At 43.9% G+C, this 24270-nt stretch carries 27 protein-coding genes and 4 pseudogenes; 15 read left to right on the top strand and 16 right to left on the bottom strand.

The window, feature by feature from the left end:
• Both IM475_RS21630 and gyrA read left to right on the top strand, forming a co-directional pair.
• A pseudogene (locus tag IM475_RS21630) lies at nucleotides 1-123 on the top strand (IS982 family transposase); the annotation flags it as partial.
• Between the two features lie 299 nt (nucleotides 124-422).
• Nucleotides 423-2975: a DNA gyrase subunit A gene (gene gyrA / locus IM475_RS21625; protein WP_287729088.1), complete on the top strand. Its 2553-nt coding sequence runs from the start codon at nucleotides 423-425 to the stop codon at nucleotides 2973-2975.
• 123 nt (nucleotides 2976-3098) lie between these two features.
• On the opposite strand, the gene IM475_RS21620 is transcribed toward gyrA, so the two are convergent.
• Together IM475_RS21620 and IM475_RS21615 are read right to left on the bottom strand one after the other, a co-directional pair.
• Complete coding sequence (locus IM475_RS21620) at nucleotides 3099-3629, bottom strand: ComEA family DNA-binding protein (RefSeq protein WP_287729087.1); 531 nt, start codon at nucleotides 3627-3629, stop codon at nucleotides 3099-3101.
• Nucleotides 3626-4024, bottom strand: coding sequence for an NINE protein (locus tag IM475_RS21615; RefSeq protein WP_287729086.1), 399 nt, complete (start codon nucleotides 4022-4024; stop codon nucleotides 3626-3628). The genes IM475_RS21620 and IM475_RS21615 overlap by 4 nt, the downstream gene beginning before the upstream one ends.
• A gap of 81 nt (nucleotides 4025-4105) precedes the next feature.
• Between IM475_RS21615 and asnS the strand changes: the two genes are divergently transcribed.
• A complete protein-coding gene (gene asnS / locus IM475_RS21610) occupies nucleotides 4106-5470 on the top strand; it encodes an asparagine--tRNA ligase (RefSeq protein WP_287729085.1) in 1365 nt (454 codons plus the stop codon).
• Nucleotides 5471-5632: 162 nt separating this feature from the next.
• On the opposite strand, the gene IM475_RS21605 is transcribed toward asnS, so the two are convergent.
• Both IM475_RS21605 and IM475_RS21600 read right to left on the bottom strand, forming a co-directional pair.
• Complete coding sequence (locus tag IM475_RS21605; protein WP_079207250.1) at nucleotides 5633-5956, bottom strand: Txe/YoeB family addiction module toxin; 324 nt, start codon at nucleotides 5954-5956, stop codon at nucleotides 5633-5635.
• Nucleotides 5946-6230: a type II toxin-antitoxin system Phd/YefM family antitoxin gene (locus tag IM475_RS21600; protein WP_287729084.1), complete on the bottom strand. Its 285-nt coding sequence runs from the start codon at nucleotides 6228-6230 to the stop codon at nucleotides 5946-5948. Before IM475_RS21600 ends, IM475_RS21605 begins: the two co-directional genes overlap by 11 nt.
• Nucleotides 6231-6407: 177 nt before the next feature.
• On the opposite strand from IM475_RS21600, the gene IM475_RS21595 reads away from it, so the two are divergent.
• The 4 genes and pseudogenes from IM475_RS21595 to IM475_RS21580 all read left to right on the top strand — a co-directional run bounded on the left by IM475_RS21595 (nucleotide 6408) and on the right by IM475_RS21580 (nucleotide 7736).
• Nucleotides 6408-6902: a hypothetical protein gene (locus tag IM475_RS21595; RefSeq protein ID WP_287729083.1), complete on the top strand. Its 495-nt coding sequence runs from the start codon at nucleotides 6408-6410 to the stop codon at nucleotides 6900-6902.
• Nucleotides 6903-7010: 108 nt separating this feature from the next.
• A pseudogene (locus tag IM475_RS21590) lies at nucleotides 7011-7133 on the top strand (PEP-CTERM sorting domain-containing protein); the annotation flags it as partial.
• 124 nt (nucleotides 7134-7257) lie between these two features.
• Nucleotides 7258-7494: a hypothetical protein gene (locus IM475_RS21585; protein ID WP_072926254.1), complete on the top strand. Its 237-nt coding sequence runs from the start codon at nucleotides 7258-7260 to the stop codon at nucleotides 7492-7494.
• Between the two features lie 2 nt (nucleotides 7495-7496).
• A complete protein-coding gene (locus IM475_RS21580) occupies nucleotides 7497-7736 on the top strand; it encodes a hypothetical protein (protein WP_287729082.1) in 240 nt (79 codons plus the stop codon).
• A 94-nt stretch (nucleotides 7737-7830) separates the two neighbouring features.
• Here the strand turns inward: IM475_RS21580 and IM475_RS21575 are convergent, their stop codons facing one another.
• From IM475_RS21575 to IM475_RS21555, 5 genes and pseudogenes are all read right to left on the bottom strand, one after another.
• Nucleotides 7831-8118 carry a BrnA antitoxin family protein gene (locus IM475_RS21575; protein ID WP_287729081.1) on the bottom strand — a complete coding sequence of 96 codons (288 nt, stop codon included), beginning with the start codon at nucleotides 8116-8118 and terminating at the stop codon, nucleotides 7831-7833.
• Nucleotides 8099-11107 carry a CHAT domain-containing protein gene (locus IM475_RS21570; RefSeq protein ID WP_287729080.1) on the bottom strand — a complete coding sequence of 1003 codons (3009 nt, stop codon included), beginning with the start codon at nucleotides 11105-11107 and terminating at the stop codon, nucleotides 8099-8101. The genes IM475_RS21575 and IM475_RS21570 overlap by 20 nt, the downstream gene beginning before the upstream one ends.
• 273 nt (nucleotides 11108-11380) lie before the next feature.
• Nucleotides 11381-11596, bottom strand: a complete 216-nt coding sequence (locus tag IM475_RS21565; protein ID WP_287729079.1) for a type II toxin-antitoxin system death-on-curing family toxin — start codon at nucleotides 11594-11596, stop codon at nucleotides 11381-11383.
• Nucleotides 11597-11600: 4 nt separating this feature from the next.
• Nucleotides 11601-11825, bottom strand: a complete 225-nt coding sequence (locus IM475_RS21560) for an AbrB/MazE/SpoVT family DNA-binding domain-containing protein (protein WP_012267820.1) — start codon at nucleotides 11823-11825, stop codon at nucleotides 11601-11603.
• Between the two features lie 66 nt (nucleotides 11826-11891).
• Nucleotides 11892-12142 (bottom strand): annotated as a pseudogene (locus IM475_RS21555) (DUF2283 domain-containing protein).
• 254 nt (nucleotides 12143-12396) lie between these two features.
• Between IM475_RS21555 and IM475_RS21550 the strand changes: the two are divergent.
• Entirely contained in the window at nucleotides 12397-12762 is a 366-nt protein-coding gene (locus tag IM475_RS21550; protein WP_287729077.1) for a hypothetical protein, read from the top strand.
• Nucleotides 12763-12787: 25 nt separating this feature from the next.
• On the opposite strand, the gene IM475_RS21545 is transcribed toward IM475_RS21550, so the two are convergent.
• A complete protein-coding gene (locus IM475_RS21545; RefSeq protein ID WP_149989270.1) occupies nucleotides 12788-13327 on the bottom strand; it encodes a hypothetical protein in 540 nt (179 codons plus the stop codon).
• 161 nt (nucleotides 13328-13488) lie between these two features.
• Between IM475_RS21545 and IM475_RS21540 the strand changes: the two genes are divergently transcribed.
• Nucleotides 13489-13764, top strand: a complete 276-nt coding sequence (locus IM475_RS21540) for a hypothetical protein (protein WP_061431082.1) — start codon at nucleotides 13489-13491, stop codon at nucleotides 13762-13764.
• A gap of 340 nt (nucleotides 13765-14104) precedes the next feature.
• Here the strand turns inward: IM475_RS21540 and IM475_RS21535 are convergent, their stop codons facing one another.
• A complete protein-coding gene (locus IM475_RS21535) occupies nucleotides 14105-14497 on the bottom strand; it encodes a hypothetical protein (RefSeq protein ID WP_287729076.1) in 393 nt (130 codons plus the stop codon).
• 12 nt (nucleotides 14498-14509) lie between these two features.
• On the opposite strand from IM475_RS21535, the gene IM475_RS21530 reads away from it, so the two are divergent.
• From IM475_RS21530 to IM475_RS21515, 4 genes are all read left to right on the top strand, one after another.
• Nucleotides 14510-15412 carry a hypothetical protein gene (locus IM475_RS21530; protein ID WP_287729075.1) on the top strand — a complete coding sequence of 301 codons (903 nt, stop codon included), beginning with the start codon at nucleotides 14510-14512 and terminating at the stop codon, nucleotides 15410-15412.
• 88 nt (nucleotides 15413-15500) lie between these two features.
• Entirely contained in the window at nucleotides 15501-15698 is a 198-nt protein-coding gene (locus tag IM475_RS21525) for a DUF751 family protein (protein WP_287729073.1), read from the top strand.
• 41 nt (nucleotides 15699-15739) lie between these two features.
• Nucleotides 15740-16132, top strand: coding sequence for a 30S ribosome-binding factor RbfA (gene rbfA / locus IM475_RS21520; protein ID WP_002751761.1), 393 nt, complete (start codon nucleotides 15740-15742; stop codon nucleotides 16130-16132).
• A gap of 86 nt (nucleotides 16133-16218) precedes the next feature.
• Complete coding sequence (locus IM475_RS21515; protein ID WP_287729072.1) at nucleotides 16219-17799, top strand: glycoside hydrolase family 3 N-terminal domain-containing protein; 1581 nt, start codon at nucleotides 16219-16221, stop codon at nucleotides 17797-17799.
• Here the strand turns inward: IM475_RS21515 and IM475_RS21510 are convergent.
• Entirely contained in the window at nucleotides 17796-18995 is a 1200-nt protein-coding gene (locus IM475_RS21510) for a lipid-A-disaccharide synthase-related protein (RefSeq protein ID WP_287729071.1), read from the bottom strand. The genes IM475_RS21515 and IM475_RS21510 overlap by 4 nt on opposite strands.
• A 339-nt stretch (nucleotides 18996-19334) precedes the next feature.
• Between IM475_RS21510 and tsaE the strand changes: the two genes are divergently transcribed.
• Complete coding sequence (gene tsaE, locus IM475_RS21505) at nucleotides 19335-19805, top strand: tRNA (adenosine(37)-N6)-threonylcarbamoyltransferase complex ATPase subunit type 1 TsaE (RefSeq protein ID WP_287729070.1); 471 nt, start codon at nucleotides 19335-19337, stop codon at nucleotides 19803-19805.
• Nucleotides 19806-19938: 133 nt separating this feature from the next.
• Here tsaE and IM475_RS21500 read toward each other — a convergent pair.
• The 4 genes and pseudogenes from IM475_RS21500 to IM475_RS21485 all read right to left on the bottom strand — a co-directional run.
• Nucleotides 19939-20247: pseudogene (locus IM475_RS21500) on the bottom strand (transposase); the annotation flags it as partial.
• Nucleotides 20248-20416: 169 nt separating this feature from the next.
• Nucleotides 20417-22324 carry a tRNA uridine-5-carboxymethylaminomethyl(34) synthesis enzyme MnmG gene (gene mnmG, locus IM475_RS21495; protein WP_287729069.1) on the bottom strand — a complete coding sequence of 636 codons (1908 nt, stop codon included), beginning with the start codon at nucleotides 22322-22324 and terminating at the stop codon, nucleotides 20417-20419.
• 190 nt (nucleotides 22325-22514) lie between these two features.
• Entirely contained in the window at nucleotides 22515-23009 is a 495-nt protein-coding gene (locus IM475_RS21490) for a phosphoribosyltransferase (protein WP_159294839.1), read from the bottom strand.
• A gap of 22 nt (nucleotides 23010-23031) precedes the next feature.
• A complete protein-coding gene (locus tag IM475_RS21485) occupies nucleotides 23032-23265 on the bottom strand; it encodes a hypothetical protein (RefSeq protein ID WP_002771307.1) in 234 nt (77 codons plus the stop codon).
• Between the two features lie 301 nt (nucleotides 23266-23566).
• On the opposite strand from IM475_RS21485, the gene IM475_RS21480 reads away from it, so the two are divergent.
• The gene (locus tag IM475_RS21480; protein ID WP_061430924.1) at nucleotides 23567-24256 is read left to right on the top strand and encodes a lecithin retinol acyltransferase family protein; all 690 of its coding nucleotides are present in this window, start codon (nucleotides 23567-23569) and stop codon (nucleotides 24254-24256) included.
• Nucleotides 24257-24270 lie beyond the last annotated feature (14 nt).

Below are 24270 nucleotides of genomic sequence, written 5' to 3'. Positions count from 1 at the left end.
CATTCCCGCCACCGCAGCCCTGTTAATTTTTGCGTTAATCTTCTCTGTGGTTTGATTGCTTACTGTCACCAGCCGAAAAAACCCTCCTTGAAGATGGAATGGGCTTTACCCCCCGCTGCTTAACCCGAACTGGGGTTAAATTTAGAACTTTGTGCCACTTGTTGTCCTTCTTTTAAAGATCTTCTCGACTTTCTGCAATCTCTGTCAAGAGGATAGCAAACCATTAACCCGTCCATCCCAGCCAAGGTATCTGCGATCACTACTGACTTGGCACTGTTCTAAACCCCAAAAAAGAGGGATTTTATGGTAAAATAGTCCTACAAATGGGCATATTCTGCACATCAAAAGGGTAAAAACCCGACTTTTAGCGAATTTACTCACAAAAACGCTTTTTTTGCCTTGTTATTGGAGTTAACCCCCCTATGACCGCCGCCCAGGATCATGTCGTCCCCACAGACTTAAGCAATGAAATGTCCCGTTCCTATCTAGAATACGCCATGAGCGTCATCGTCGGGCGCGCCTTGCCCGACGCTAGGGACGGACTGAAACCCGTACACCGGCGCATTCTTTATGCGATGTACGAACTAGGATTAACCCCCGATCGCCCCTTCCGCAAATGCGCTAGAGTCGTCGGGGAAGTATTAGGAAAATACCACCCCCACGGGGATACTGCTGTTTACGATGCTCTCGTCCGCATGGCCCAGGATTTCTCCATGCGCGATCCCCTGATTAACGGTCATGGTAACTTCGGATCGATCGATAACGATCCCCCGGCGGCCATGCGTTATACCGAGTGTCGTCTGCACACCCTGGCCACCAACGCCCTACTACAGGATATCGAGTCAGAAACCGTCGATTTCGCCGATAACTTCGATGGTTCCCAACAGGAACCCGTGGTTTTACCCTCTAGAGTCCCACAACTGCTAATTAATGGCTCATCGGGGATCGCCGTCGGTATGGCCACCAATATTCCCCCCCACAACCTGGCCGAGATTATCGATGGAACCGTTGCCCTCATCCATAACCCGGATCTCACCGATACGGAATTACAGCGTTATATCCCAGGGCCGGACTTTCCCACCGGGGGGCATATCCTTGGCAGAGACGGCATTCAGGAAGCTTACACCACCGGCCGGGGTTCCATTACCCTGCGGGGAGTCGCCTCCTTTGAAACCATCGAACAAAGGGGAAGACCCGATCGAGATGCTATTATCATCACCGAACTGCCCTATCAAACCAATAAAGCGGCATTAATCGAAAAAATCGCCGATTTGGTCAATGATCGCAAAATAGACGGTATTTCCGATGTGCGGGACGAAAGCGATCGCGACGGCATCCGGGTAGTGATCGAACTGAAACGAGATGCCTATCCCCGCGTCGTCCTCAACAATCTTTATAAACAAACGCCCCTCCAGTCGAATTTTGGGGCGAATATGTTGGCATTAGTAGATAACGAACCGAGATTACTGACTTTAAGGGAGTTTCTTCGGGTTTTCCTCGATTTTCGCCTAGAAGTTATCACCCGTCGTACCCGTTATGAACTCCGCAAGGCCGAGGAAAGGGATCATCTCCTTCAGGGTTTACTAATTGCCCTCGCTAGTCTCGATGCAGTCATTGCCCTAATTCGCAGTGCTGCCGACACAGCTAGTGCAAAAGAGGGATTAGTGCAGAATTTTGGTCTTTCAGAGGTGCAAGCGGACGCAATCCTACAAATGCAGCTGCGACGGTTAACCGCCCTAGAATCGGAGAAAATTCAGCAAGAACACGGGGAATTACTGACAAAAATCGGCGATCTTCAGGATATTTTAGCCAAAAAAGAACGGATCGACAGCATTATCGAGGAAGAACTGCAACAGATCAAAACGATTCACGCTACCCCCCGTCGCAGTCATATTGAACAACGGGAAGGAGAAATCGCCGAAACTGACCTGATTGCCAACGAACAGGCCTTAATTCTCGTCACCGAACAGGGTTACATCAAAAGAATGCCCGTTAATACCTTTGAGTCCCAAAATCGGGCAACAAGGGGCAAAGCTGGCGCAAAAATGAAAGAAGACGACGGCATCGATCACTTTATCACCTGCCGCGATCACGATAGCGTCCTCTTTTTCACCGATCGCGGGGTTGTCTATAGTCTCAATGCCTATCATATCCCCACCGGTTCGCGTACCGCTCGCGGGGTTCCCATCGTGCAACTGTTAGAGATTCCCAAAGGGGAGAAAATTACCTCGGTGGTGGCAGTCAGCGAGTTCAGCGAGGATAATTACCTGATTATGCTCACACAAAAGGGATTTATCAAGAAAACCGCCCTCGCTGCCTTTAGTAATATTCGATCGAACGGTTTAATCGCCATTTCTCTCGAAGACGGTGATCAACTCCGTTGGGTTCGCTTGGCTAAAGAGGAAGATAGCGTCATTATCGGTTCTCGTCAGGGGATGGCCATTCATTTTAAGGCCGATAGTCAACAATTGCGCTCCTTGGGAAGGGCAACTAAAGGCGTAAAATCGATGAAATTGCGCTCAGGTGACGAATTAATTAGTATGGACATCCTGCCTAGTCAAATTGTCGCCCAAATCGCCGAATCTAACGAAGAAGAAACCGAGGACGAAAGCGAAGAAATTAACCCCGAAGTGGCTAATAATGGCCCCTGGGTGTTAGCGATTACCATGGCAGGACTAGGAAAACGGGTTCCCGTTACCCTCCTACGTCTGCAAAATCGGGCGGGATTAGGAGTCAGAGTGATTAAATTCCGCAAAAAGAACGATAAATTAGCGGCTCTGCACGTTGTTAACCCCCACGAGGAATTTATGATTATCACCGAACGGGGCATTATCATCCGTCAATCCGTCGATGCTATTACTCCCCAATCGCGATCGGCCGGAGGCATCCGGGTGCAAAAACTTGATGAGGACGATGCGATCGCTGCGGTGGCCCTAGTTCCCCCTAGTGATGGCGAGGAATCTGAAGACATTTAGATTTGCTGGGAAGTGGGGAAGTGGAGTGTGGGGTGTGGGGAAGTGGGGAGAATAAATAAAAATAATCTTCTGTCTCCTATCTCCTGACTCCTATCTCCTGTCTCCTTTCCTGAGTATTTGGGATTAAAACTGGAAAAAGTGCATTAATTGGGAGATTTCCTGAGCGTCTAGGGATAAACGCCCTTTAAAATCCACAATATTCTTAAATAATCCCTGTTCTTCTCTGCTTTTAATAATGGCAGCTGCCAAATTATCGCTGATTAGGGGCAGGGTGGTTAACTGCTCGATCGAGGCAGTGTTAGGATTGATTTTAGGGGGTGCGAGGTGACTTTCGGGACTATAATAGGCAAATTCTAGAATCGGTTCCCAAGCTTTCAATCTAGCCACAGGAACACTCAAAGCAGCCGCTAGATCTTCGAGACAAAGCAATTCTACCCCCATACCCAGCAATTCCACCAACATCCGCGCTTGATGGATGGATATCCCCGGCAATCGCAGCCAATCATCCACACCCGCTTGACTGACATTAATTTTAATGCCCAATTGTGCCGCCATAGCGATCTCATCAAGGGAACGAAAGCGATAATAGGGATCATTGCTAATTTTGGCTTTTAAAGGGTTAAAAGTGCGTCCTAACCAGTTTTGCGGTGTCATTGTAGTAATTGTCGCCGTTTTTCTTCAAATTCGTACTCAGAAATTAATCCTTCTTGCCGGATGCGCTCTAATTCCCTTAAAGCTGCCCCGATCGCCTCTACTTGTTTAGGCTCTAAACTGGGGACAGTGGCAGCAGCGGTGGCAGTGGGAAAATAGTTAGCGAAAAATTGGTTATCTTGGATTAAATACCACACCGCATCGATCGCGCAAGCCACCCGGGGAATCGGAGTTTGCCAGAGGAGAAGATAGATAATTCCCCAGAGAGGTTGACCGAGATAGAATTTATGAATACCAGCGATAGGAAAGGGTAAAGCGAGAATGCTGCCGATAAAAGCCAAAAAAATCGCTAATTTACGGCTTTTGGGCTTACTTAATAATTTTTCCACCAGAAGCATGACACCTGTTCGAGATTGATTTTAGCCTGATCTGAACTTTCTATCCTAAAATACTCTTTGGTTCTAACATAGGGATAAGCGATGACTACCAGAATCAAGGAAATCTTTCAGACAGGACAACCGGATCAATCCGTCACCGTGCAGGGTTGGGTGAGAACAAAACGAGAATTAAAAGAATTTACTTTCCTGGAAGTTAATGATGGCTCATCCCTGGCCAACTTACAAGTTATCCTCGAACCGACTTTACCCGACTATGAAAATGTACTAAAGACAATTAGTACAGGAACGGCGATCGCTGTTTCGGGAAATTTGGTTCTTTCCCCGGGTAAAGGGCAAAATATCGAGTTAAAAGCGGCCGAAATCACCCTTTATGGTGACTGTCCTGCGGATTATCCCCTACAAAAGAAACGTCATTCCTTTGAATTCCTAAGAACCATTGCCCATCTGCGAGCAAGAACCAACACCCTAGGAGCAGTAATGCGGGTTAGAAACGCTTGCGCTACCGCTATCCACACTTTTTTCCAAGAAAAGGGCTTTATTTGGGTACATACTCCCATTATTACCGCTAACGACTGCGAAGGTGCGGGAGAATTATTTACTGTCACCAGTTTAGATTTAAAAAAACCCGCCAATTTTGCCGAGGATTTCTTTGGTAAACGGGCCTATTTAACCGTCAGTGGACAATTACAAGCGGAAGTAATGGCCATGGCTTTATCTAATGTTTACACTTTTGGCCCGACTTTTCGCGCTGAAAATTCTAATACTTCCCGTCATCTGGCCGAGTTTTGGATGGTGGAACCGGAAATGGCTTTTTGTGATCTGGAAGGGGATCAGGATTTAGCAGAAGCTTTTCTGAAATATATCTTTAAATTCGTTTTAGAAAATTGTCCCGAAGATTTGCAGTTTTTTAACGAACGTATCGATAAAACGGTGTTAAGTACGGCCGAGAATATCGTTAATAGTGAGTTTGGCCGGATTACCTATAGCGAAGCGATCGAGTTATTGGAAAAAGCTGATCGTCAGTTCGAGTTTCCCGTAAAATGGGGCGTAGATTTACAGTCAGAACACGAACGTTATCTAGCGGAGGAACTATTTAAAAAACCCGTGATTGTCACCAATTATCCCAAGACAATCAAAGCTTTTTATATGCGTCTAGATGACAATAATAAAACCGTGTCCGCTATGGATATTTTAGCGCCCAAGATCGGCGAAATTATCGGCGGTTCCCAACGGGAAGAGCGATTAGATGTATTAATCCAAAGAATGCAGGAACAGGGAATGAATCCCGATGATTTGTGGTGGTATTTAGACCTGCGTCGCTACGGTTCCGTTCCCCACGCCGGTTTTGGTTTAGGATTCGAGCGTCTGGTACAATTCATGACGGGAATGACCAATATTCGCGATGTGATTCCTTTCCCCCGTACCCCTTTAAGTGCCGACTTTTAGAATGATGTCTAGGATCGACAGGAGAAAGGAGGAATGTAGATATTTATTAAATTGTAGCTTAGGCTACAGACTTGGAGTAGAAAATGTTTGTTGTTTCACTGTCCCCCTCTACGTTCTTTGTCCCCTTTCTCCTGTAACAGTTCTTAATGGGTTTGTCTGAGTTTAGCCTGATTGATAATGATAACGAGCTTGTAAAAAATAAACCTTATTTCCTGTGACTTTATAAACCAAACGATGCTCTAAGTCGATCCGTCGTGACCAAGTGTCGGCAGCAATATACTTAAGAGGTTCGGGTTTACCCAATCCTGTAAACGGATCGCCATCCAAAATATCTGCCACTAAGTCTAAAATTTTATCGCCTTTTTTCGGTTCGTTCCGATACCACCAAGCTAAATCTGCTTTGAAATCAGGACTAAAAACGGGCAAATAACCATGAATAGGATTGTTTTGAGGTTTATCTGGCTTATTTTCTCTTTTAGGACTCAATTCCTAACTCCTCTTTCAATTCAGCTAATGTTTGAGGAGTTGCATCTTCTGTCTGGGTCCATGCTAAAGAGCGAAATAAGCGTTGGGCATTTTCTGGCGATCGCAATAAATAAACACACTCTAATAAACTGGAAAGCTCATCTTCAGCAATTAACGCCACATTTTTCTGATTGCGACGCTTAATGACGATAATTTGAGATTCGTCACACACCTGATCTAAGATACCGGCTAAATTCATTCTTGCTTGAGAGTAGGTGGTTTCTTTGCTTAACATGATTTTTAGGGGAGACTTGTACAACCTTATTGTACAATTCCAAGCTCTTGAACTCCCCAAAAACCCCAAAATCTGAAGGGAGAAAAATGTAAATATTTATTAAATTGTAAATTTTGATACATTTGTGGGGGGGGGAGTGTGTATAGTTCGCTTAAAACCAATTCAAGGTGAACGACAATGATAAAACTATCCAGATTATCAACAGTTAAAAACCTCACAAGGTTAGCTTTAGGCGGAACTCTAGGAGCAACACTTATTATTACAGCTTCTAAGCCTTCTGAAGCGGCAATATTAGGATGGGACATACGTAGAGATGATCGGTATGGATTTGATGGTTCTTTTTATTTCGATAATGTATCTGACCTAGGATCTACCTCTGGTTTTATTGGAGACAATTGGAGTGTAAAAGCAACAGAGTCATTTAGTGAAGGGCAGACAGTTACTCTGAAAACTACTCATGTAAAAGCTCCTCATGGAGAGGGTCAGAACGTTCATCCTGATTTAATTTTTGCTCGTTTTCTGGATTCTAATGGTACACAGAAGTTTAAACATGAATCACATTTTAATATCAGGACTTACGATTATGCACTGGGTCAATTGACTGGTAAGCAACCATCAGATTTTGACTTTTGCAATCCAACTTGTATTAACAGTACTACTCAGATACTATAGCAGTTTTCATCAGAATGAGGTATGGGCAAGGGGTTTAAACCCCTTGTTGGCAAAACTTGTCGATACCTCAGTAACGTGAAAAGCGCTATAAATGTTTCTTTAGTACATACACCAGAACCAACTTCAGTTCTTAGTTTGTTCGCTCTCGGCACACTCGGTGCAGCTTCAACCCTGAAGCGCCAACTAAAATCCTCTAAATCCACCGAAAAAGAGACCACAAAAGTAGGCTAAATTGCCTCTAAAATACCATCAATGCCCCTTCATTCAATCTTGAGGGGGGTTTGTTTTTTTATATCTCTTTTTTGGCAATAGATGCTATAATGAAAGGCCACTCTTTAAGATTGCTTGCTCGATCGTGGACTTTGAGATTATCAGCGATATCACGAATATCGAGATTATTGCCACAGGAACAGGAATTCGTAATCGGGAACGGTTGCAAAAACAGTATGGCAAAGGTAAATGGAGAAAATTAAAGGGCATAGCCCAAGTTCAGCTTGCCAATGGTATAGTAAGGTTAGCTGAAGTCCATTGGTATGAAGCTCATGGCATCGGCAAAAAAGAATTTAAGCTCAAGCTACCGTTTCTAGATTGACCATGAAAATAGAGTCATCTCCAACAAATAAGTTCGCAGTTTGTCTCAATAATGAAGGCTACGAAGCTTCACTAGAGGTGGGCAAAATATACCGCGTTGTCCCTGATGAGACAGCAGAAATAAACAGTCTAATTCGGGTTATTGATGAAAGTGGTGAAGATTACGCTTTTTCTGTGAATCGGTTTCATGCTATTGAGTTACCAAAGCCAATAGAAGAGGCTTTATTATCAGTTGCCAACTAAAACCCTCTAAATTCACCGAAAAAGAAACCACAAAAATAGGCTAAATTGCCTCTAAAAATACCATCAATGCCCCTTCAATCAATCTTGAGGGGGTTTATTTTTTTGCCCGTGTTTCCACATATTCTCGCAGGGCGCGATTAATACTGGTCTGATACCCCTCCTCTTGTGTGGCCTGGGTTTTGAACCAGTCTATCAGGTCAGCATCAAGGCTTAGGGTGATCTGCTGTTTAAGCGGACGATAAAATACACCACGCTGCGCCTTGCTCCAATCTCCCGTGGCCTCCGGGATCAGCTCTGTGCGGATAGGCTCTTGTGACGCAGCTAGAGCGTCAATTTCAGCCTGTATCTCTGGCGGTACTGGATTAGAATCTCCCTTCTTCATAATTAGCAGACCCAATCAAAATAAAGGGCGACCAAAAATAAGGATGGCTTTTAATTTGACTAAGTTTGGCCTGTCGCATGGCTTCACTTTTAGTCATGCCATTCTTGAGATTCTGATAAAATTGGGTCATAATTTCCGCACTGGTATTATCTTCAGCATTCCAAAGACTGGCTATTACTGATTTAGCACCGGCTCTTTCTAAGACGTAAGCAAGTCCTGAAATTTCCTGACCGTCTGCGTTGGCTTCCTTGGCGGTTTGACAGGCACTCAGGGTGATTAATTCGGTATTTTTTAAGCCTAATAATGCAGCATCAGCGATGTTATATTGTTGATTATTTGCGAAAAGAATAGTATTAGCTTGCATACCCAAATTAGGACAGCCAGCGAGGTCAAAACAGCCGTGAGTTCCTAAGTGTAAAATCGAGAAGCGAAAGGCTTGTTTTTTGAATATATCTAGAGTTGCATTTGTACCGAGATATTTTTCACTTCCCGGAAAGATTTTGCTGATAGTTTCTGCTTCTATTTCTGTGCCTTTAAGTTCTTCTTGGGTGGGTTTAGGGTTAGCAAATGCTAAAGCACTATTAGTCTGAGTGTTGAATTGAGCAATTAAAAACAATGTTGCTCCTCCCAAAAATATTATCAAGATACTTCCTAGTAAAATGGCAAAGTTACGAATTATGACCATACCGACTACGGCAATGATAACCACACCTAATATAATTGTTATAGGCAAAATATTTTTTGATAATTGAAAATCAATATTTTTGAGAAGTCGATAACTAGAAATACGAGTTAAATAATAAATTGGATATTTTTCTAGGAGAACTTGGTCATTTTTCTTATCGTAGAGGGTTTCAAAGGGAATATAGCGTAGTTGTCCACTGGCGATAATAGCGATATTTTTCGGGGAACTGGTGGCAATTTGGGACTCGATGGGACGGATTAAAATCTCGTACAATTTACTACCGGTAACGAGGTAGTCGGCATTTTGATAGTCGGCTAATTGGGTACGGTATTCGCTGACGAGTTTATTCAATTCCTCGCGTTTTGCATCACTTTGAATAATGATTAATTTTTCTCTAGTAACGAGAAATAGGGCGACTTTATCGCGGAGGGGAACGGGTTGAATAACGAGGGTATCAGGAGCGATATTTTTCTGTAGTTGGGCGATGTCGGTGGGTTTGGTTTCAAAAAGTTCAGCAATTTCGGGATATTTTTGTCCGATAGTTTCCGCATTTTTATACACTTTCTCCTCGAATTGTCGGATCTGTTGTGCCAGTTCTTCCGAGTATTTATCCTGTAGTTGTCGGCGCATTCCTTCGAGTTGTCGATTGTCGGTGTTCCAGTTATCAAGTGCTTTTTGTGCATCGAGATCAGCAACTTTCGCATTAATCAGGCGATTGTAATCGGCGAGATCGGCAGTAGTGGCGAGGTTAAGCCATTCAAAAGCTTTTTCTGGTTGGTTTTGTTCGATAAGGATTGTGGCGAGAGTGATTACGGTTCTTTCGTTAGAGGCTAAAAAATCCTTGCGATCGTTGCGGGATAATTCACTACGAGTTTTTAAAGTAATGTTTAGGGACGCTTCTAAATTATCGATCGCGGCTGTGGGTTGATTAAGAACTCGATAGATAATACCAAGATTATTGAAGCTATGAGATGTTAATTGTGGTTCGCCGATCGCTTGTGCTATAGCTAAAGCTTGTCTTTGATACTCGATCGCCTTGGGGTACTCTTCTAGAGATAGATAGACGAGTCCTAAATTACCTAAAGCGTTTCCTTCTCCGTAGCGATCGCCGATCGTCTTAGCAATAGTTAAATACTTTTGCTGATACTCGATCGCCTTAGTGTACTGTCCAAGTATATAGTCGATCATGCCTAAATTGCCTAAAGCATTTCCTTCACCGTAATGATCGCCAATCGCCCTAGTGATGATTAATTGCTGTTGTAGATAGTCCCGGGCTGTGTAATATTCTCCTAGAGATGCGTGGGCAATGCCTAAATTACCTAAAGAATTGGCTTCCCCCTGTTGATCGCCAATTTCTCGTTTAATGATCAGAGACTGCTGATAGTAGGAGATCGCGGTCTGATTTTGACCAATAGAAGAGTATGCTTGACCTAGCCCGTGCAGAGCTTTCGCTTCCCCGAGGCGATAGCTGATCCCTCTCGTCATGGTTAAAGATTGTTGGTAGTGAGCGATCGAGTCCTGATAATTACCCAGAAAAAGCTCGACATTTGCTAAATTCTGTAACGAAGCCGCCTGAGCTTGCCTAGCGTTAATCTTTTCTAGAATCGCTAGAGATTGCAAATGATAAGCTTTTGCTTCCTCATATTTTGCCAAGGAAAAGGAAGTAATGCCTAAATTGTCTAAAGATTTTGCTTCTCCTTCGGGATTGTTAATCTCTCTAGCAATAATCAGAGATTGCTGATAGGTAGAGAGTGCTTGGGAATAATCGTTTAAAGATAGATAAACATTACCTAAATTGATCAAGGAACCTAATTCTGCCTCTCGATCTTTGATTTCTCTAAAAATAGCTAAAGATTGTAAATGATAATCCAGAGCTTGTCGATACTCGGACAGATCGAAGGAAACAAGACCCAAATTATCCAGGCATTTGCCTTCTTTCAAGCGATCTTTAATGGTTCTGGCAATAACTAAACAATACTGGTGATAGTCGCGTGCTTTTTGATACTGTCCCAGATAACGATAGACAATACCTAAGTTATTTAAAACCCCAGCCTCTCCGGCAGCATTCTGAATTTCTCGATAAATCTGTAAAGCTCTATACCAAGATTGTAGAGCCTGTCTGAATTTTCCGGTTCGAGCCTTTTCAATCCCCTGATTATTCAGTCGATCAGCTTCCGCTTCCCTCGCATCCGTATTTTGCGCTATTACCGCAGGGACGAGAGAGGAGAGTTTCCCGTTAACAACTGGTAGGGTGACGGTAGCCACTAGGGAAAGAGTAAGTAATGCGTAAAATTTGGGATTCATAGTTATTTCCGCTATCAGTTATTAGTTAATACACCTCATCATGAGTTCCAATGTTAATCAAAACTATTCTATCTGTTTGAGTTTTTTCGTCTCGTTCTAAATAGAAAATGATGCGGCAATCATAACTACAGGAACAAGCTCTCAATTCCTGATATTCTCCCCTGACTCGATTAAGTAGTCATGCAAAATAAATTTCCTAGTGAAGACAGGCAAGAGGCAATAGGCAAGAGGCAAAAGCTTTATCGAAATGTGTAATTAATTTTGCTTAGGTACTTAACATTTCTTGCTGTTCCCTGGGTAAGCGTAGGCTGCTGCCAAAGAAGCCATGTCAGGATGCGACTCAGAATAAGCCAGAAAATTTTGCGGTCGGGAAAGTGCGCTTTCTAGCAACCCCTCATCTCGAATACCCTCTAATCCACCATGCTCGGCTATTTGGTGGTGATGAATCGCGAGAGCTACCCCATCAGCTATCCAGATTAGCTGGTTCATGAGCCTAAGTTGCCAGCTTTCTCAAAACATTCCAGTCTTCGCGCATCACTTCCTCCGCCACTTCCATTTGCTGGACAAATTCGGGGTCGTAGGGTGTAAGCTCAAAGCCATTCGGCGTTTCCAAGACGTAGAGCATATCGCCTTTACTAAGGCGCAGCTTCTCCACCAACTCTTTCGGGAAAATCACCCCCATAGAGTTCCCTACCGTTGTGACTTTTAACTTAATCATCGTTTTTTGACTGAGTAAATATATCAATTATAGCACCTCCCATATTTCCTGAATTTCTCACATCACTTAACAATTTAGTATTAACTTTCCGAACCATTGTCTAATCTCTTGTTTTTACTCTCTTCCAACGGAAAATCAATATTTTTGAATTGTTCGGCCCTTCTCTGTTTGACTGCTAAAATCTCAATCCCTACAATCCTATCCGTCTCATCGTAATCATAGACAATCCCCGGCGCTAGTTCCTCAGAATCAATAACCTTTCCCTCAAAACGACGAATATAAGCGGCATTAGCGGCTCGATCATAGTTTATTTTCATAGTTTCCCCTTTAATCGGCGTTCAAAATAGACAGTTACCAAAAGATTATAATTACTAAGTAGGTAGGCGTTAAAAATTATCAGAAACCCCCCTTATCAAGGGGGGCAGGGGGGATCGGCACCCCCCTTATCAAGGGGAGCATGGGGGACCGGCACCCCCCTTATCAAGGGGGGCAGGGGGGATCGAACCTAAAATCCATTTTTAATTTAATGATAACCAGCTACTTATATTGTTCACATCAAACAAAAATACCCATGAAAACTAAACAAGAATACCTCAACGCCCTAGTCAACTTTGACCAACCCCTATCAACTATCATCCCTATCCTAAAAACCTTTCCTTGGGACAGTAGCGAAGCAATTATCACCCTAAAAAAAGAGCATCTGATCGATATTCTCGATCGCTATCTCAATAACGCTCTATCTGCCACCGACTTAGAAAACTGGGCTGATGCCATCGAATGCAGAGAAGATATCGCCTATGAAACAGATTACGAAGCTATCATTAATGACATCATTTTTTACCTCGCTAACCCGACCTTAAACTATCCACTATCACCAAAAACAATCGAACAATACATCAGCCAACTTTCCCATTTAAAGTCTTCCTTAATTTCCTAAAAAATAGGCTTTTTATTTGTGAATTTTAATGGGGGTTTACTTGAATCTCAATTTTGTCCGAGGGGTTAAATTTAATTTCCTCGACAACGTAGGAACTCTTACTCGCCACCCCCTCGATCCCTCTTATTTCTAGAGGATCTAGCGAGGTTAAAGTTACTTCTGCTTTTCCTTGATTAACATCAATAATTTTGAAGTTCTGTAGGGGTTCCTGCCAGCGTTGTCTATTCTGGTTTGGATTGCTTGATCCCTCTTCCCCACGAATAACAAGCTCTCCGCTTTTGATAATAACCTTCCCTTGAAACTCTATCTGTTTGATCTCTTTCATTGCCACTTCTTTTGTTTTTGATTCTCTCCCTAAAGCGATCGTTTTTGTTGGAGAATCGAACTTGATTAATCTCCCAGATAGAGAAGTGCCATTTTTTAAAGATACTTTCGTATCATCTGGTATGAATACGGGAATTTTCTTGACGGGAGATTGATCGCCGGTGGCCGGTAGATGATAGCCAGCAAGAGAGGCGATAAAAACTAGGCTAGTTGCGGTTATTATTGGGTAGAGTTTTTTCATCTTTACCTTGCCTGAATGATCGGGATTTAGTTGGTTCTGTTTTCAATCTTGGATGTGGTGGGTTAGGAGTAACAGTAACCCAACCTAGGGTTTTTTCTAGAGGGTTTTTTCCATATTTTAGCGTCGGGATTGTCAAAGGGGAAGCGTTGTATCTTCTCCTTATGTTAAAACTTATAAAGCTACTCCTTTACGCGGTGGACGATAAAAATATGACTCTACAAGAGCTAATGCGGTGGGCGGAAAAATTATCCGCGATCGAGAAACGGCAACTGATCGAAAAAATTACCGCAGAAATGGCATCGGAATCGGCAGAAGTTAATCAACCCCGTCCCTCTTTATGGGGTATATGCGCCGATTTAGGACAGGCTCCCTCGGCTGAAGATATCGATAAAACCCGACGAGAAGCGTGGGGAGATTTTACGGCAGAGGATCTTTAAGTGTTAAAAGCAGTTTTAAGTAGGTAGGCGTTAAAAATTATCAGAAACCCCCCTTATCAAGGGGGGCAGGGGGGATCGAACCTGAAATCCATTTTAAATTTAATTATAACCAGCTACTTAGATACTCATGCGGTTATCTGGTATCTTTACATCGAATTATTGCGGCAACCGCCCTATATTTAAACGTTCCCTTAATTAGCCGAGATCGAAAAATTCAATTATCAACGGTTAATACGATCTGGTAGCAACGAACTAATCAAATTCCTATTCCCCGAATATAATTGGATGCGGTGGGTTAGGAGTAACAGTAACCCAACCTGCGGTTTTTGTCAATATATTTTTACTTTCCGAAACCTTTGTTCGGGCGGTTTTGTTTGGCAATACGGAGGGCTTTTCCGGTTTTGCCATCCTGTAGTGCGATCCGCATCGATCGCTTTTTCTGGTAGGATTGAATATCCGCCGCTAACGGATGATCGTTATCGATCCGTAGATGGGTTAAAGAACAGACAAGACTCGTTTGTTTTCCCGATTCGTTTTTTAGGGAACAAATAATTCCCCCCTCGTCTCCCATGTAGAAAATTTTATCGATCGAAAACTGGTGATCGGGTTTGTATCGCTCGCCTTTTGTTTCAGCTATTTTTAACGTTTCGGGAGTTGCACGCACGGGGATTGGTAAACTCGCTTCCATTTTCTCGATTAAAAAACTAACTTGTCGGGGATCGTCGATCGACATGGGTTATTCTCCTTGATAAAATACAAAGAACTGGCGATAGAACCCGATCGATCGAGTAGGATAGCGATCGAAAACGCCAATCAGGGACATTTTACCGTGAGCGCTCCGAATTCGCCCCCTCCCGGAACACAGATACTAGGAACTTTCGCCAGTCTTCTCGGTTTGCTGGGGATTTTTCTCTATTTTACGGGATGGATCTATCGGTGGGCCTATTTCGGCTGGTTTAGCCTTGAGATCAACCGTCTGGACTTGCCCTTGCGTTCCTTCCTTTTTGTGCCGATACAGGTCTTCTGTGGCGATTTCGGGGCGTTGCTGCGAACTTTTCTGGCGCTGGTTGCCGTTGCCTTTGCGATTCAATTTACTCTCTGGATTTTGTCTCCCCTGCCATCCTATTCAATTGTCAGTCAATCTAAACGGAAATTTCATCAAATATTTCACCCCCTAGGTTTATTAGTCCGGGGAATTCCCGAAGCTCTCCGAAAAGATTTGATCGCTGTTATTTGGCTATTAATTATACTTTTTTGGTTAGCCCGAATTCAGGGATCGATCGATGCCCGTCGTGATGCAGTTAATGATACTTCTACCTTACCGGTTATCACTTTAGTTTTACCGGAAAAACAGATAGCGATCGGTCGTAATCCAGAGGATGTTTTTACCGATCCTTCTCTCAAAGGTTATCGAATTATCGGTGAGACTAAATTACTCGAAGAGCTGCGGGGAAAAGAAACGAATGATAGTAAAGTTAATCCCTCGCGAGTTTGGCGGTTATTAATCCAAAATAACAATTGGACTTATGTTTTTCGCGGGTTATCCCCTCAGTCAGCAGAAAATGAACGTCCGGCGATTCTAGCCATTCGCGAGGATAAAGAAGGACAATTGATGATTCTCGCGCCGGATGTCCCAGAATCCAGGTGAAACTCAATCGGGGAAATTATCGAATTACCCTTGAACATCGAAGCTTACTGCTATAATTACTTACGGACAAAGATAATAAATAAAATTTATGGGCGACTTTTTTGATAACGTGAGCCGTTACCCCCGCTATCTGATTAGCTTTAGTTTAGGGATTTTCTTCGCCTTTTTCGGCTGGTTCGCCCCTTTATTAAAAAATCCCCTCACAGCGATCGCACTTGTCGGCTTTCTGGGGGGAACTTTCGCCTTTCTTTATTTCACCCTCAAAGCCATGCTCGGATTAGCTTGATACAATGGTAAGGGTTTCGCTGTTTTTAGGGGACAAAAATTATGGCCAATGATCGTCGAGTATCTCGCGTGTCCTCGCTAATTAAGCGCGAGGTCAGTCAAATGTTATTAATGGAAATTAAAGATGATCGCGTCGGTGCCGGCATGGTTAGCGTTACCGATGTGGACCTCTCCCACGACCTACAACACGCTAGGATTTTTGTGTCTATCTACGGCAACAAAGATGCAAAGGCCGAAACTATGGCCGGGTTAAAAGCTGCTGCGGGATTCGTCCGACGTGAACTCGGTCAACGCATCCGTCTCAGACGTACCCCCGAAGTGGTCTTCCTAGAAGATTCTTCCCTCGAACGCGGCGATCGAATGTTACATCTTCTTGATCATATTAAAAGCGATCGACCCCCAGAAGATGACGATTCCGCTATCAGTGACCAGTGAACAGTAGAGGATAACTAAATTTAGACAACACTGGGAACTTAAAACTTAAACCTGATAACTGATAACTGATAACTGATAACTGAATAGTGAGCGATCGCATTTTATCCCTAAAAGAACGTATTGGTCAGATGATAGTAGTCCGCGCTTCCGGCTATCTCTTTGACCAACAAATCCGCTATCCTGTCTGGGAACCTGTCAACGCCACCCTGAAACATTGGTTAGAAACCCTCCACCTCGGTGGGGTAATTCTCTTAGGAGGCAGCGCCGCCGAAATCGCTTTCCGCAGCCAACAATTACAAAGTTGGTCAGGGGATAATCCTCTCCTCATCGCCGCCGATATCGAGGAGGGGGTCGGCCAAAGGTTTTCCGGCGCTACTTGGTTTCCCCCCCCGATGGCTTTAGGAAAAATAGCCGAAAAAAGCTTGACAAAAGCCACAGAATATGCTAGAGAAATGGGAGCAATTACCGCTAAGGAAGCACTAGCGATCGGGATTAACTGGATTTTAGCCCCAATTGTCGATGTGAACAATAATCCCGACAATCCGGTTATTAATATTCGTTCCTTCGCTGAAACTCCCGAAATCGTCGCTAATCTAGCTCAAGCTTTTATTTTAGGGGCGAATTCCTATCCAGTTTTGACCACGGCCAAACATTTTCCCGGCCACGGTGACACCAGCAATGACTCCCATCTCGATCTTCCCATCATCAACCACGATGATCATCGCCTAGAAGCGATCGAATTGCCACCGTTTCAAGCGGCGATCGAGTCAGGGGTTGATAGTATTATGTCAGGCCATCTGTTAATTCCCGCTTGGGATGCCGAATTTCCCGCCACTCTTTCCTCGAAAATTCTCGGGGAAAAACTGCGCCAAAATCTCGGTTTTCAGGGTTTAATCGTCACCGATGCCCTGATTATGGGAGGAGTGAATAAAATTGCCAGCGCTGCCGCCATAGCAGTGAGGGCGGTACAGGCGGGGGCCGATATACTGTTAATGCCACCCGATCCGATCAAAGCGATCGAAGCGGTGTATAGTGCCGTGCAAGCGGGTACAATTAGCGAAGCGAGAATTAATGATTCTTGGCAGCGTATTCAACGAGCAAAGGAAAAATTAGGGCAAAGACAGCCATCCTTAGAATCCTTAAGCAGTTTAGCGGCACCGCAAGCTCTGGAGATTGTCAGCGATATTTTAAAAGATTCCCAAACAGTTAGCGGTAATTTACCCATTAAAGCCACTCAAGGCCGCAATTTAATCATTATTGATGATTTACTCAACTGTGACTTTCTCGATCGCTCTTGTCCGGCGGTGACAATTCCCCGACAATGGGGTTATCAAACCCAAATAATTGATCGTAGCACCTTTAATCAGTCCCTCGTCTCCCCAGAAACGACTCTCCTACAAATATTTATCCGTGGTAATCCTTTTCGGGGTAGTGCCGGATTAGGGGAGGAAACGAAAGCTATCTATCAAGCTTTGCTGAAAACTGGACAAATTCAAGCATTGATTATTTATGGTAGTCCCTACGTTTTCCAGTGGTTTCGTCAACAAAGCGGAGAAATTCCCTATCTTTTCAGCTATGGACAACAACCAAGCGCCCAAAAAATTGCCCTAGAAACTATTTTTGAGGGGCCCACTAGCGGCGAAAATCAGACCGATACTTTCATTTAAGGGCAAAAATTGCCTAGTAACCATTGGGCAATGCGATCGGAGGCACCGGCCGTCCCCATTCTCTCACGACCATTAACGGCGATTTCTTGCCACTTTGGGGGATTTTGTAATAAATATTCTAACTTGTCTGGCACTGACTCGGCACTATCGCCCAAGAGAATTGAACAGCCTAATAAACGCTGTTGCAGTGTGGCAAAATGAGCAGTAAACTGTGGTCCAGATCCCGCAATTGTGATCGCCGGTTTACCCAAACCGACGAACTGTTCCGTGGCAGTTCCCGCCATGGCGATCGCTAAATGGCAACGGCCTAAATATTCGGCGTAATCCCTTTGAGAAATAGTTATAAATACCTCTTGACAAATAAACTTATTTGTGCTATGTTCTCGCCAACCCTGGGAAGTTAAAGCAGCCGTAAAAGATTCTAGGGGGAGAGAAGGAGCGATCGCTGCCAAAAATTCCAGCTTGTAATCGGGAAAACGTCCAATCATGGCAGCCACAGCCTCGATAATTTGCTGCCAATTGTGGAGAGATTCGGGAAAGCGCGAACCGGGTAGCAGCAGAATAGTTAGGCAATCTTGGGGAAAATCGCCCGTTATCGAGGGTAAAAGGTCATCCATCATCGGATTACCCCCATCGACAACGGGAATTGACCACTGTTGTAAAATTTTGCTAGTTAAACTATCCCGGGGAAAAACCCCCCGACAGCGAGGATGAGCCATTAACCAGCGTTCCCAGGGATAATAATAGGAACCCCAGAGGCGATCGATCATCGAGCTACTATCTAACCATCCCTGCTCATCCCGGAGATAGTATTCTGATTTAGCCGTTCCCACAAAAGCATAATCTGTCTCGCTCAACCAAGCAAGGGCAAGGGGTAAGATATCTCCCACCGCGACAATTTTTCCCCCTTCTTGGCCCCAATTTCTGACCAGACGGTATTGACGGGAGGTTAATCCTAATAATCCCTCCCGCAGATCTCGCCATAATTGTTTGGCATCCCTGGTGATAAAACCCCCAGAGGGCATTTTTTGACCTCGATCGAGAAGGGGAATCCCCAGACGAGTATAAGTATAACCGTTACCCACTAGGGGTAAAGCAGTAATACCGGGACAGTGGGGAGATGATTGCAGTCTTTTGATAATCCGGATCGCGATCTCGTCTTCACCGTGGCCATTACTCAAAAATAATAATTTCACTGTTCCCCTTAACTTCTGGCTTAAAGTCCTAAACTTCGGTTGTTTTATTCCCTTCGACCCTAGACAATGCTGATGGTTAGGGAACAATCAATTTTATAAAAGCAGTTAACCAACTCCCATTTAGTCTAATCTACCGGAAGGTTTCGCCGATCGCTTATCTCTGTCCTGATAGCGACCATTTGACCAAAGGTAAGACTAAGACATAAGGGATTAGTTTAACTGCTTCTATTTTTCTCGATCATAAAGACCAAATTTGGCCCCCCAGAGCCAAGGATGTCAGAAACCTGCTCTGATCGCTATATTAAAATCAGTGGTTAATGGGCATCCTAACGGGAAAAAATGATTATCGACTTACCCGATCAAGAAGCTACTGTCAATTTAGGCGAAAAACTGGGGCAAACCTTGGACTCTGGCAGTGTAATTTTATTAAAAGGCGATTTGGGAGCGGGAAAAACCACCTTAGTACAGGGAATTGGCTTAGGATTGGGCATTCAAGAGCCTATAGCTAGTCCTACCTTCACCCTCGTTAACGAATATAACGAAGGCCGCGTTCCTTTGTATCATTTGGATTTGTATCGTTTGCAGGGTCAAGATATCGAGGCGCTGTACCTAGAAAATTATTGGCAGGGAATCGAGGTAGATTTAGGGATAGTGGCGATCGAATGGTCAGAACGTTTAACTTTTTTGCCGGAAAATTATCTAGAGATTACTTTACTCGATCGAGGTGAGCAGGGACGACGAGCGCTGCTCAATTTTGTCGGTGGGGACGAAAAAAATAGCGACCCCACAGGAATCGCTATCGGCACTTGACTCTTTAAGCAATCAAACTTTAGCGGTAACTTTCCGCATCTAAGGTTGAAACATTTTACTTTCAGGTTATCTCCGATCAAATAGGATTAAACTACTTAGGGTTTGCTGAAAAAATCAGATAGGAAAAAAAAAGTTATGATGCTAAGGGCAAATTCTGTTTCTTTAATGATAAGTGATTCTGTTGATAATTCTCAATTAACATCAAGATAACTGATAGAAAAGACCAAAAACAGTAACTTTTCTGATTTCGGACAAAAAGAAATAGTAAAACCTGCCTTAGCAGGGTAGAAAGATTAACCACTAAAAGGGTAATGGCGATAGAAGTTTCTGACGTTTCTGAAAGTTTAGTCATCACTCTATCGAGTCCAAAACGTCTTTTAGCTTGTCCAAATTTGCCCTCAATACGATTGCGAAACTTTTCATCTAACTGAGCTTGTTTTTTTATACCATTTCTCTAAATGAAAACTACACATCGAATTTAAGTCCCCCTTTTTAAGGGGGATTTAGGGGGATTAAACTTCTGTAGTCAGACTTTGGAGAATTGGTATTAGTTCAGCACTTCGATTCTTCGGTGGTCTTCCCAATAGTAATCCACTAATCAGGATTATTTCCTAACTTTTAACTGCCGACATCTGCCGCATTTCTAAATACACTAATAAAGCGTTAATATCGGCGGGATTGACTCCACCAATTCGCGAGGCTTGGCCGATGGTGGCGGGTTTAATTTTTGTTAATTTTTCCCGCGATTCCATTGACAAAGTTTCGATTTTCATGTAGTCAATATCGGGGGATAAATGACGGTTACTGTGGCGACTAATTTGGTCGATTTGATTTTGTTGTCGCTTCAAATAACCGGAATATTTAATCTCAATTTCTACCCCTTCTCTTTCGGCTAAATTTATATCAGGATTACCTAAACCATAGCGATCAAGATCGAGATAATGGAAGCTAGGACGACGCAGTAAATCCGCTAAAGAGAGAGAACCTTTGATTTTTTGTTCCGTATCCTTAACGATGGCAATTGCCACCTCATCCCGTTCTTTAATTCTCGTTTCGTGTAAGCGTTCTTTTTCAGCGATAATATTAGCTTGTTTGCTCTGGAATAATTGCCAACGCCGGTCATCAATTAAACCAATTTCTCGCCCTAAAGGTGTTAATCGTTGATCGGCATTATCCGATCGCAATACTAAGCGATATTCGGAACGACTGGTTAACATTCGATAGGGTTCCCGCAGATCCTTAGTACACAAATCATCGACCAAAGTTCCTAGATAACTTTCCTCCCGGGGAAAAACAATTAACTCTTTTCCTAAAGCAAACCGCGCCGCATTAATCCCCGCCACCAGTCCCTGGGCTGCCGCTTCTTCATAACCGGTTGTCCCGTTAATTTGTCCCGCACAAAATAACCCCTCAATCTTCTTCGTCATCAGGGTTGGATAACACTGAGTTGCTGGTAAATAATCGTATTCCACTGCATAGGCAGCACGCAACATCACACAGTTTTCTAAACCGGGTAAAGTCCGCAGCATTGCTAATTGAACATTTTCCGGCAGTCCCGTTGAAAAGCCTTGGATATAAAGTTCGGGAATATCGCGCCCTTCCGGTTCAATAAAAATTTGATGACTTTCTTTATCGGCAAAACGGACGATTTTATCCTCAATACTGGGACAATAACGCGGTCCTTTCGAGTCAATAAAACCGCCATAAATGGGGGATAAATGTAAATTATCTCTGATTAATTGATGAGTTGCCGCCGTGGTGCGGGTGAGATGACAGTTCATTTGTTCCCGTTCGATCCACACCTCTGGATCAAAACTAAACCAACGTACCTCGTCATCGGGCGGTTGCGGTTCCATACGGGAGTAATCCACCGAACGCTTATCCACACGGGCAGGAGTGCCAGTTTTTAGGCGACCGGTCTCGAATCCGAGACGATTTAGGGTTTCTGTTAAACCCACCGCCGCAAATTCGCCCGCCCGTCCGGCGGCCATAGACTTGCCGCCAATCCAGATTTTACCGCCTAAAAAAGTGCCAGTGGTTAAAATCACGGCTTTAGCGGCGAAACAAGTGCCGAAATAGGTTTCTACCCCTAAAACTTGCTCATTTGCCCCTAAAATCAGGTCTGTGGCCATGGCTTCCCGAATAACCAGATTGGCTTGGGTTTCGACGATACCTTTCATCACCGCCGCGTATTCCCGTTTATCGGTTTGGGCCCGTAGGGCCCAGACTGCCGGCCCGCGAGAGGCATTAAGAACCCGTTTTTGCAGATAGGTGCGGTCGGCCATTTTGCCAATTTCGCCGCCTAAAGCGTCCACTTCGTGGGTTAATTGGGATTTAGCCGGACCACCGACGGCGGGGTTACAGGGTTGCCAGGCGATTTTATCGAGATTAAGGGTGAGGAGAAGGGTACGACAACCGAGACGGGCGCAAGCTAGGGCCGCTTCACAGCCGGAATGGCCCGCCCCGACGACGATGACATCAAATTCATCTTGAAAGTCTGCGGCTGAGGAGAAAGTCATACTCGATCGAGGGGAAAATTAATTAATCAGGCTAATATTCTAGCAATTTTTCTGAGTTTTCCCCCCAAACAATACAAGAATACTAATTAAGTCATTGACTAAGCTGCCCGCGCATTTAAGAGGCAAGAGGCAACAGTAAAGGGATTGGGGGAGATTCGGCTAATCTAAGAATAAGCGGTTAAAATACGTCTCAGCTTAGGAGGTCTTTGGGTGTAATTAACTCGTAACGCTCGAAGGGTTGGTGAATCCAGGGATTATCGGGGTAATATTCCACATAATAGTCAGGTTTGATTCTTGATGCCGCTTTGTACCAGATCACCGCAGTTTTGATATTGGTAATCCCGTATTTTTCCTGTAACAAAATCGAGGTTTTTTGGAGAGTGATTCCCGAATCGACTAAATCATCCACTAATAACAAGGGACTCTTTAATTGGGCCTCGATCATGGCTAAATTCGAGGAAATAGTTAATTCTCCCCGAATTTGATTATTTTGCCCCCCGTAGGAAGCAGCGTAGAGAATGGCTAGGGGTTGACGAAAAAGACGACAGAGAATGTCACCGACGCGCAATCCTCCCTTAGCTAAACAGACAATCTGAGCAAATTGCCAACCAGAATGATCGATTTTTACTGCTAATTTTTCGATCAGACGATGGTATTCATCCCAAGAAACATAGACATCGGCCATATTTTCCATTCCCGATTCAGAATTACTTATTTTCCGCAGGTCGATCACTACTCCAGGCCCACCAAACTCGATCGCATTGACAATGATAGAATTCCTGCCATTTACGACGAGAATCTTCTCCTAAAACGGGAGCGCGGCGATTGATCCAAACGGCCTGAGCTTCTTTAGCTTTTGCCCCACAGTAAGGACAACAAAAATTGTAGGCGTGAACAGCATTCTCTGTCCAGTCAGGAGGAAAGGGACTAAAAGCATCCATAATCTCTGGGTTAAGGGTGTTAACAGTCAAAAAGGGGCTTCAATCGCTGGTGTTTGGGCTATAGTCCTCAATTTCTGCTGCGATAATTTTTACAGCGTTTCCCATAAAAATGAAGTGTAACCTAATTTGGTATTGACGACCGACTCCCCCAAAGGAAAACTTTGTACCTCACTATTAAGATAAATGCTATAATAGGTTTTGACAAATCGCGATCGGGAATATTTTCATGAAAACGAAGATTAATACCCAGAAAAACTGACTCAATAGATAATCTCCTTGTTTACTTTATTACTAAAAAAATATGGCTAGAGGGGATCAAATATACGCCTATCGGGAATTGCTCAATCTTCAGGGTGTTTATGCTCATCATGGCATCGATTGCGGTGATGGTAGCGTCATTCATTACCGAAAACCGAGCGAGATTGTGGAACGAACTTCCCTAGAAACCTTTGCTAGGGGCGGTAAAATCTATGTGGTGCGCCATGTAGAGGTGGGATTTTCCTTTATCCCCGATGTGGTGGTAGAAAGGGCGCTAAGTCGTCTGGGGGAACAGAAATATAATCTTCTTTTTAACAACTGCGAACATTTTGCCACTTGGTGTAAGACTGGCATTAGCAAAAGTCAACAGATAGAAGAATTTATCCCGATTATTACCCATTTACAAGCGGTGGGACTCTACGAACCTCTGAAAAAATCCCTCATCGGAGCCGACCCCAACAATGCCCAAACCCTGTTAAAAGGGGCTTTAAGCAGTCTTAAGCTCAGTTGGGATGAAATTCACCCCCAGTACAAAAAAGCCATTCAAGAAGCAGAAACATGGAATCGAGTAGCGATCGAAGCTTTAAGCAGAAATCGCGATGATTTAGCCCGGGAAGCCCTGAAACGCAAGGTAGAAGCCAAAAAACAGGCAAAACGCCATCAGGAACAATTGGATCAACTAGCGGCCATGACCGAAAATGTTCTTAAAAGTCTGGTGATTGCTAACGGTTAGTCTGGATGTCAGTA

The sequence above is a fragment of the Microcystis sp. M061S2 genome (assembly GCF_020245605.1).
In the GTDB taxonomy this organism is placed as follows: Bacteria; Cyanobacteriota; Cyanobacteriia; order Cyanobacteriales; family Microcystaceae; genus Microcystis.
The sequence above is the reverse complement of the archived record's forward strand: the minus strand, read 5'-3'. Positions and strand labels throughout refer to the sequence as shown.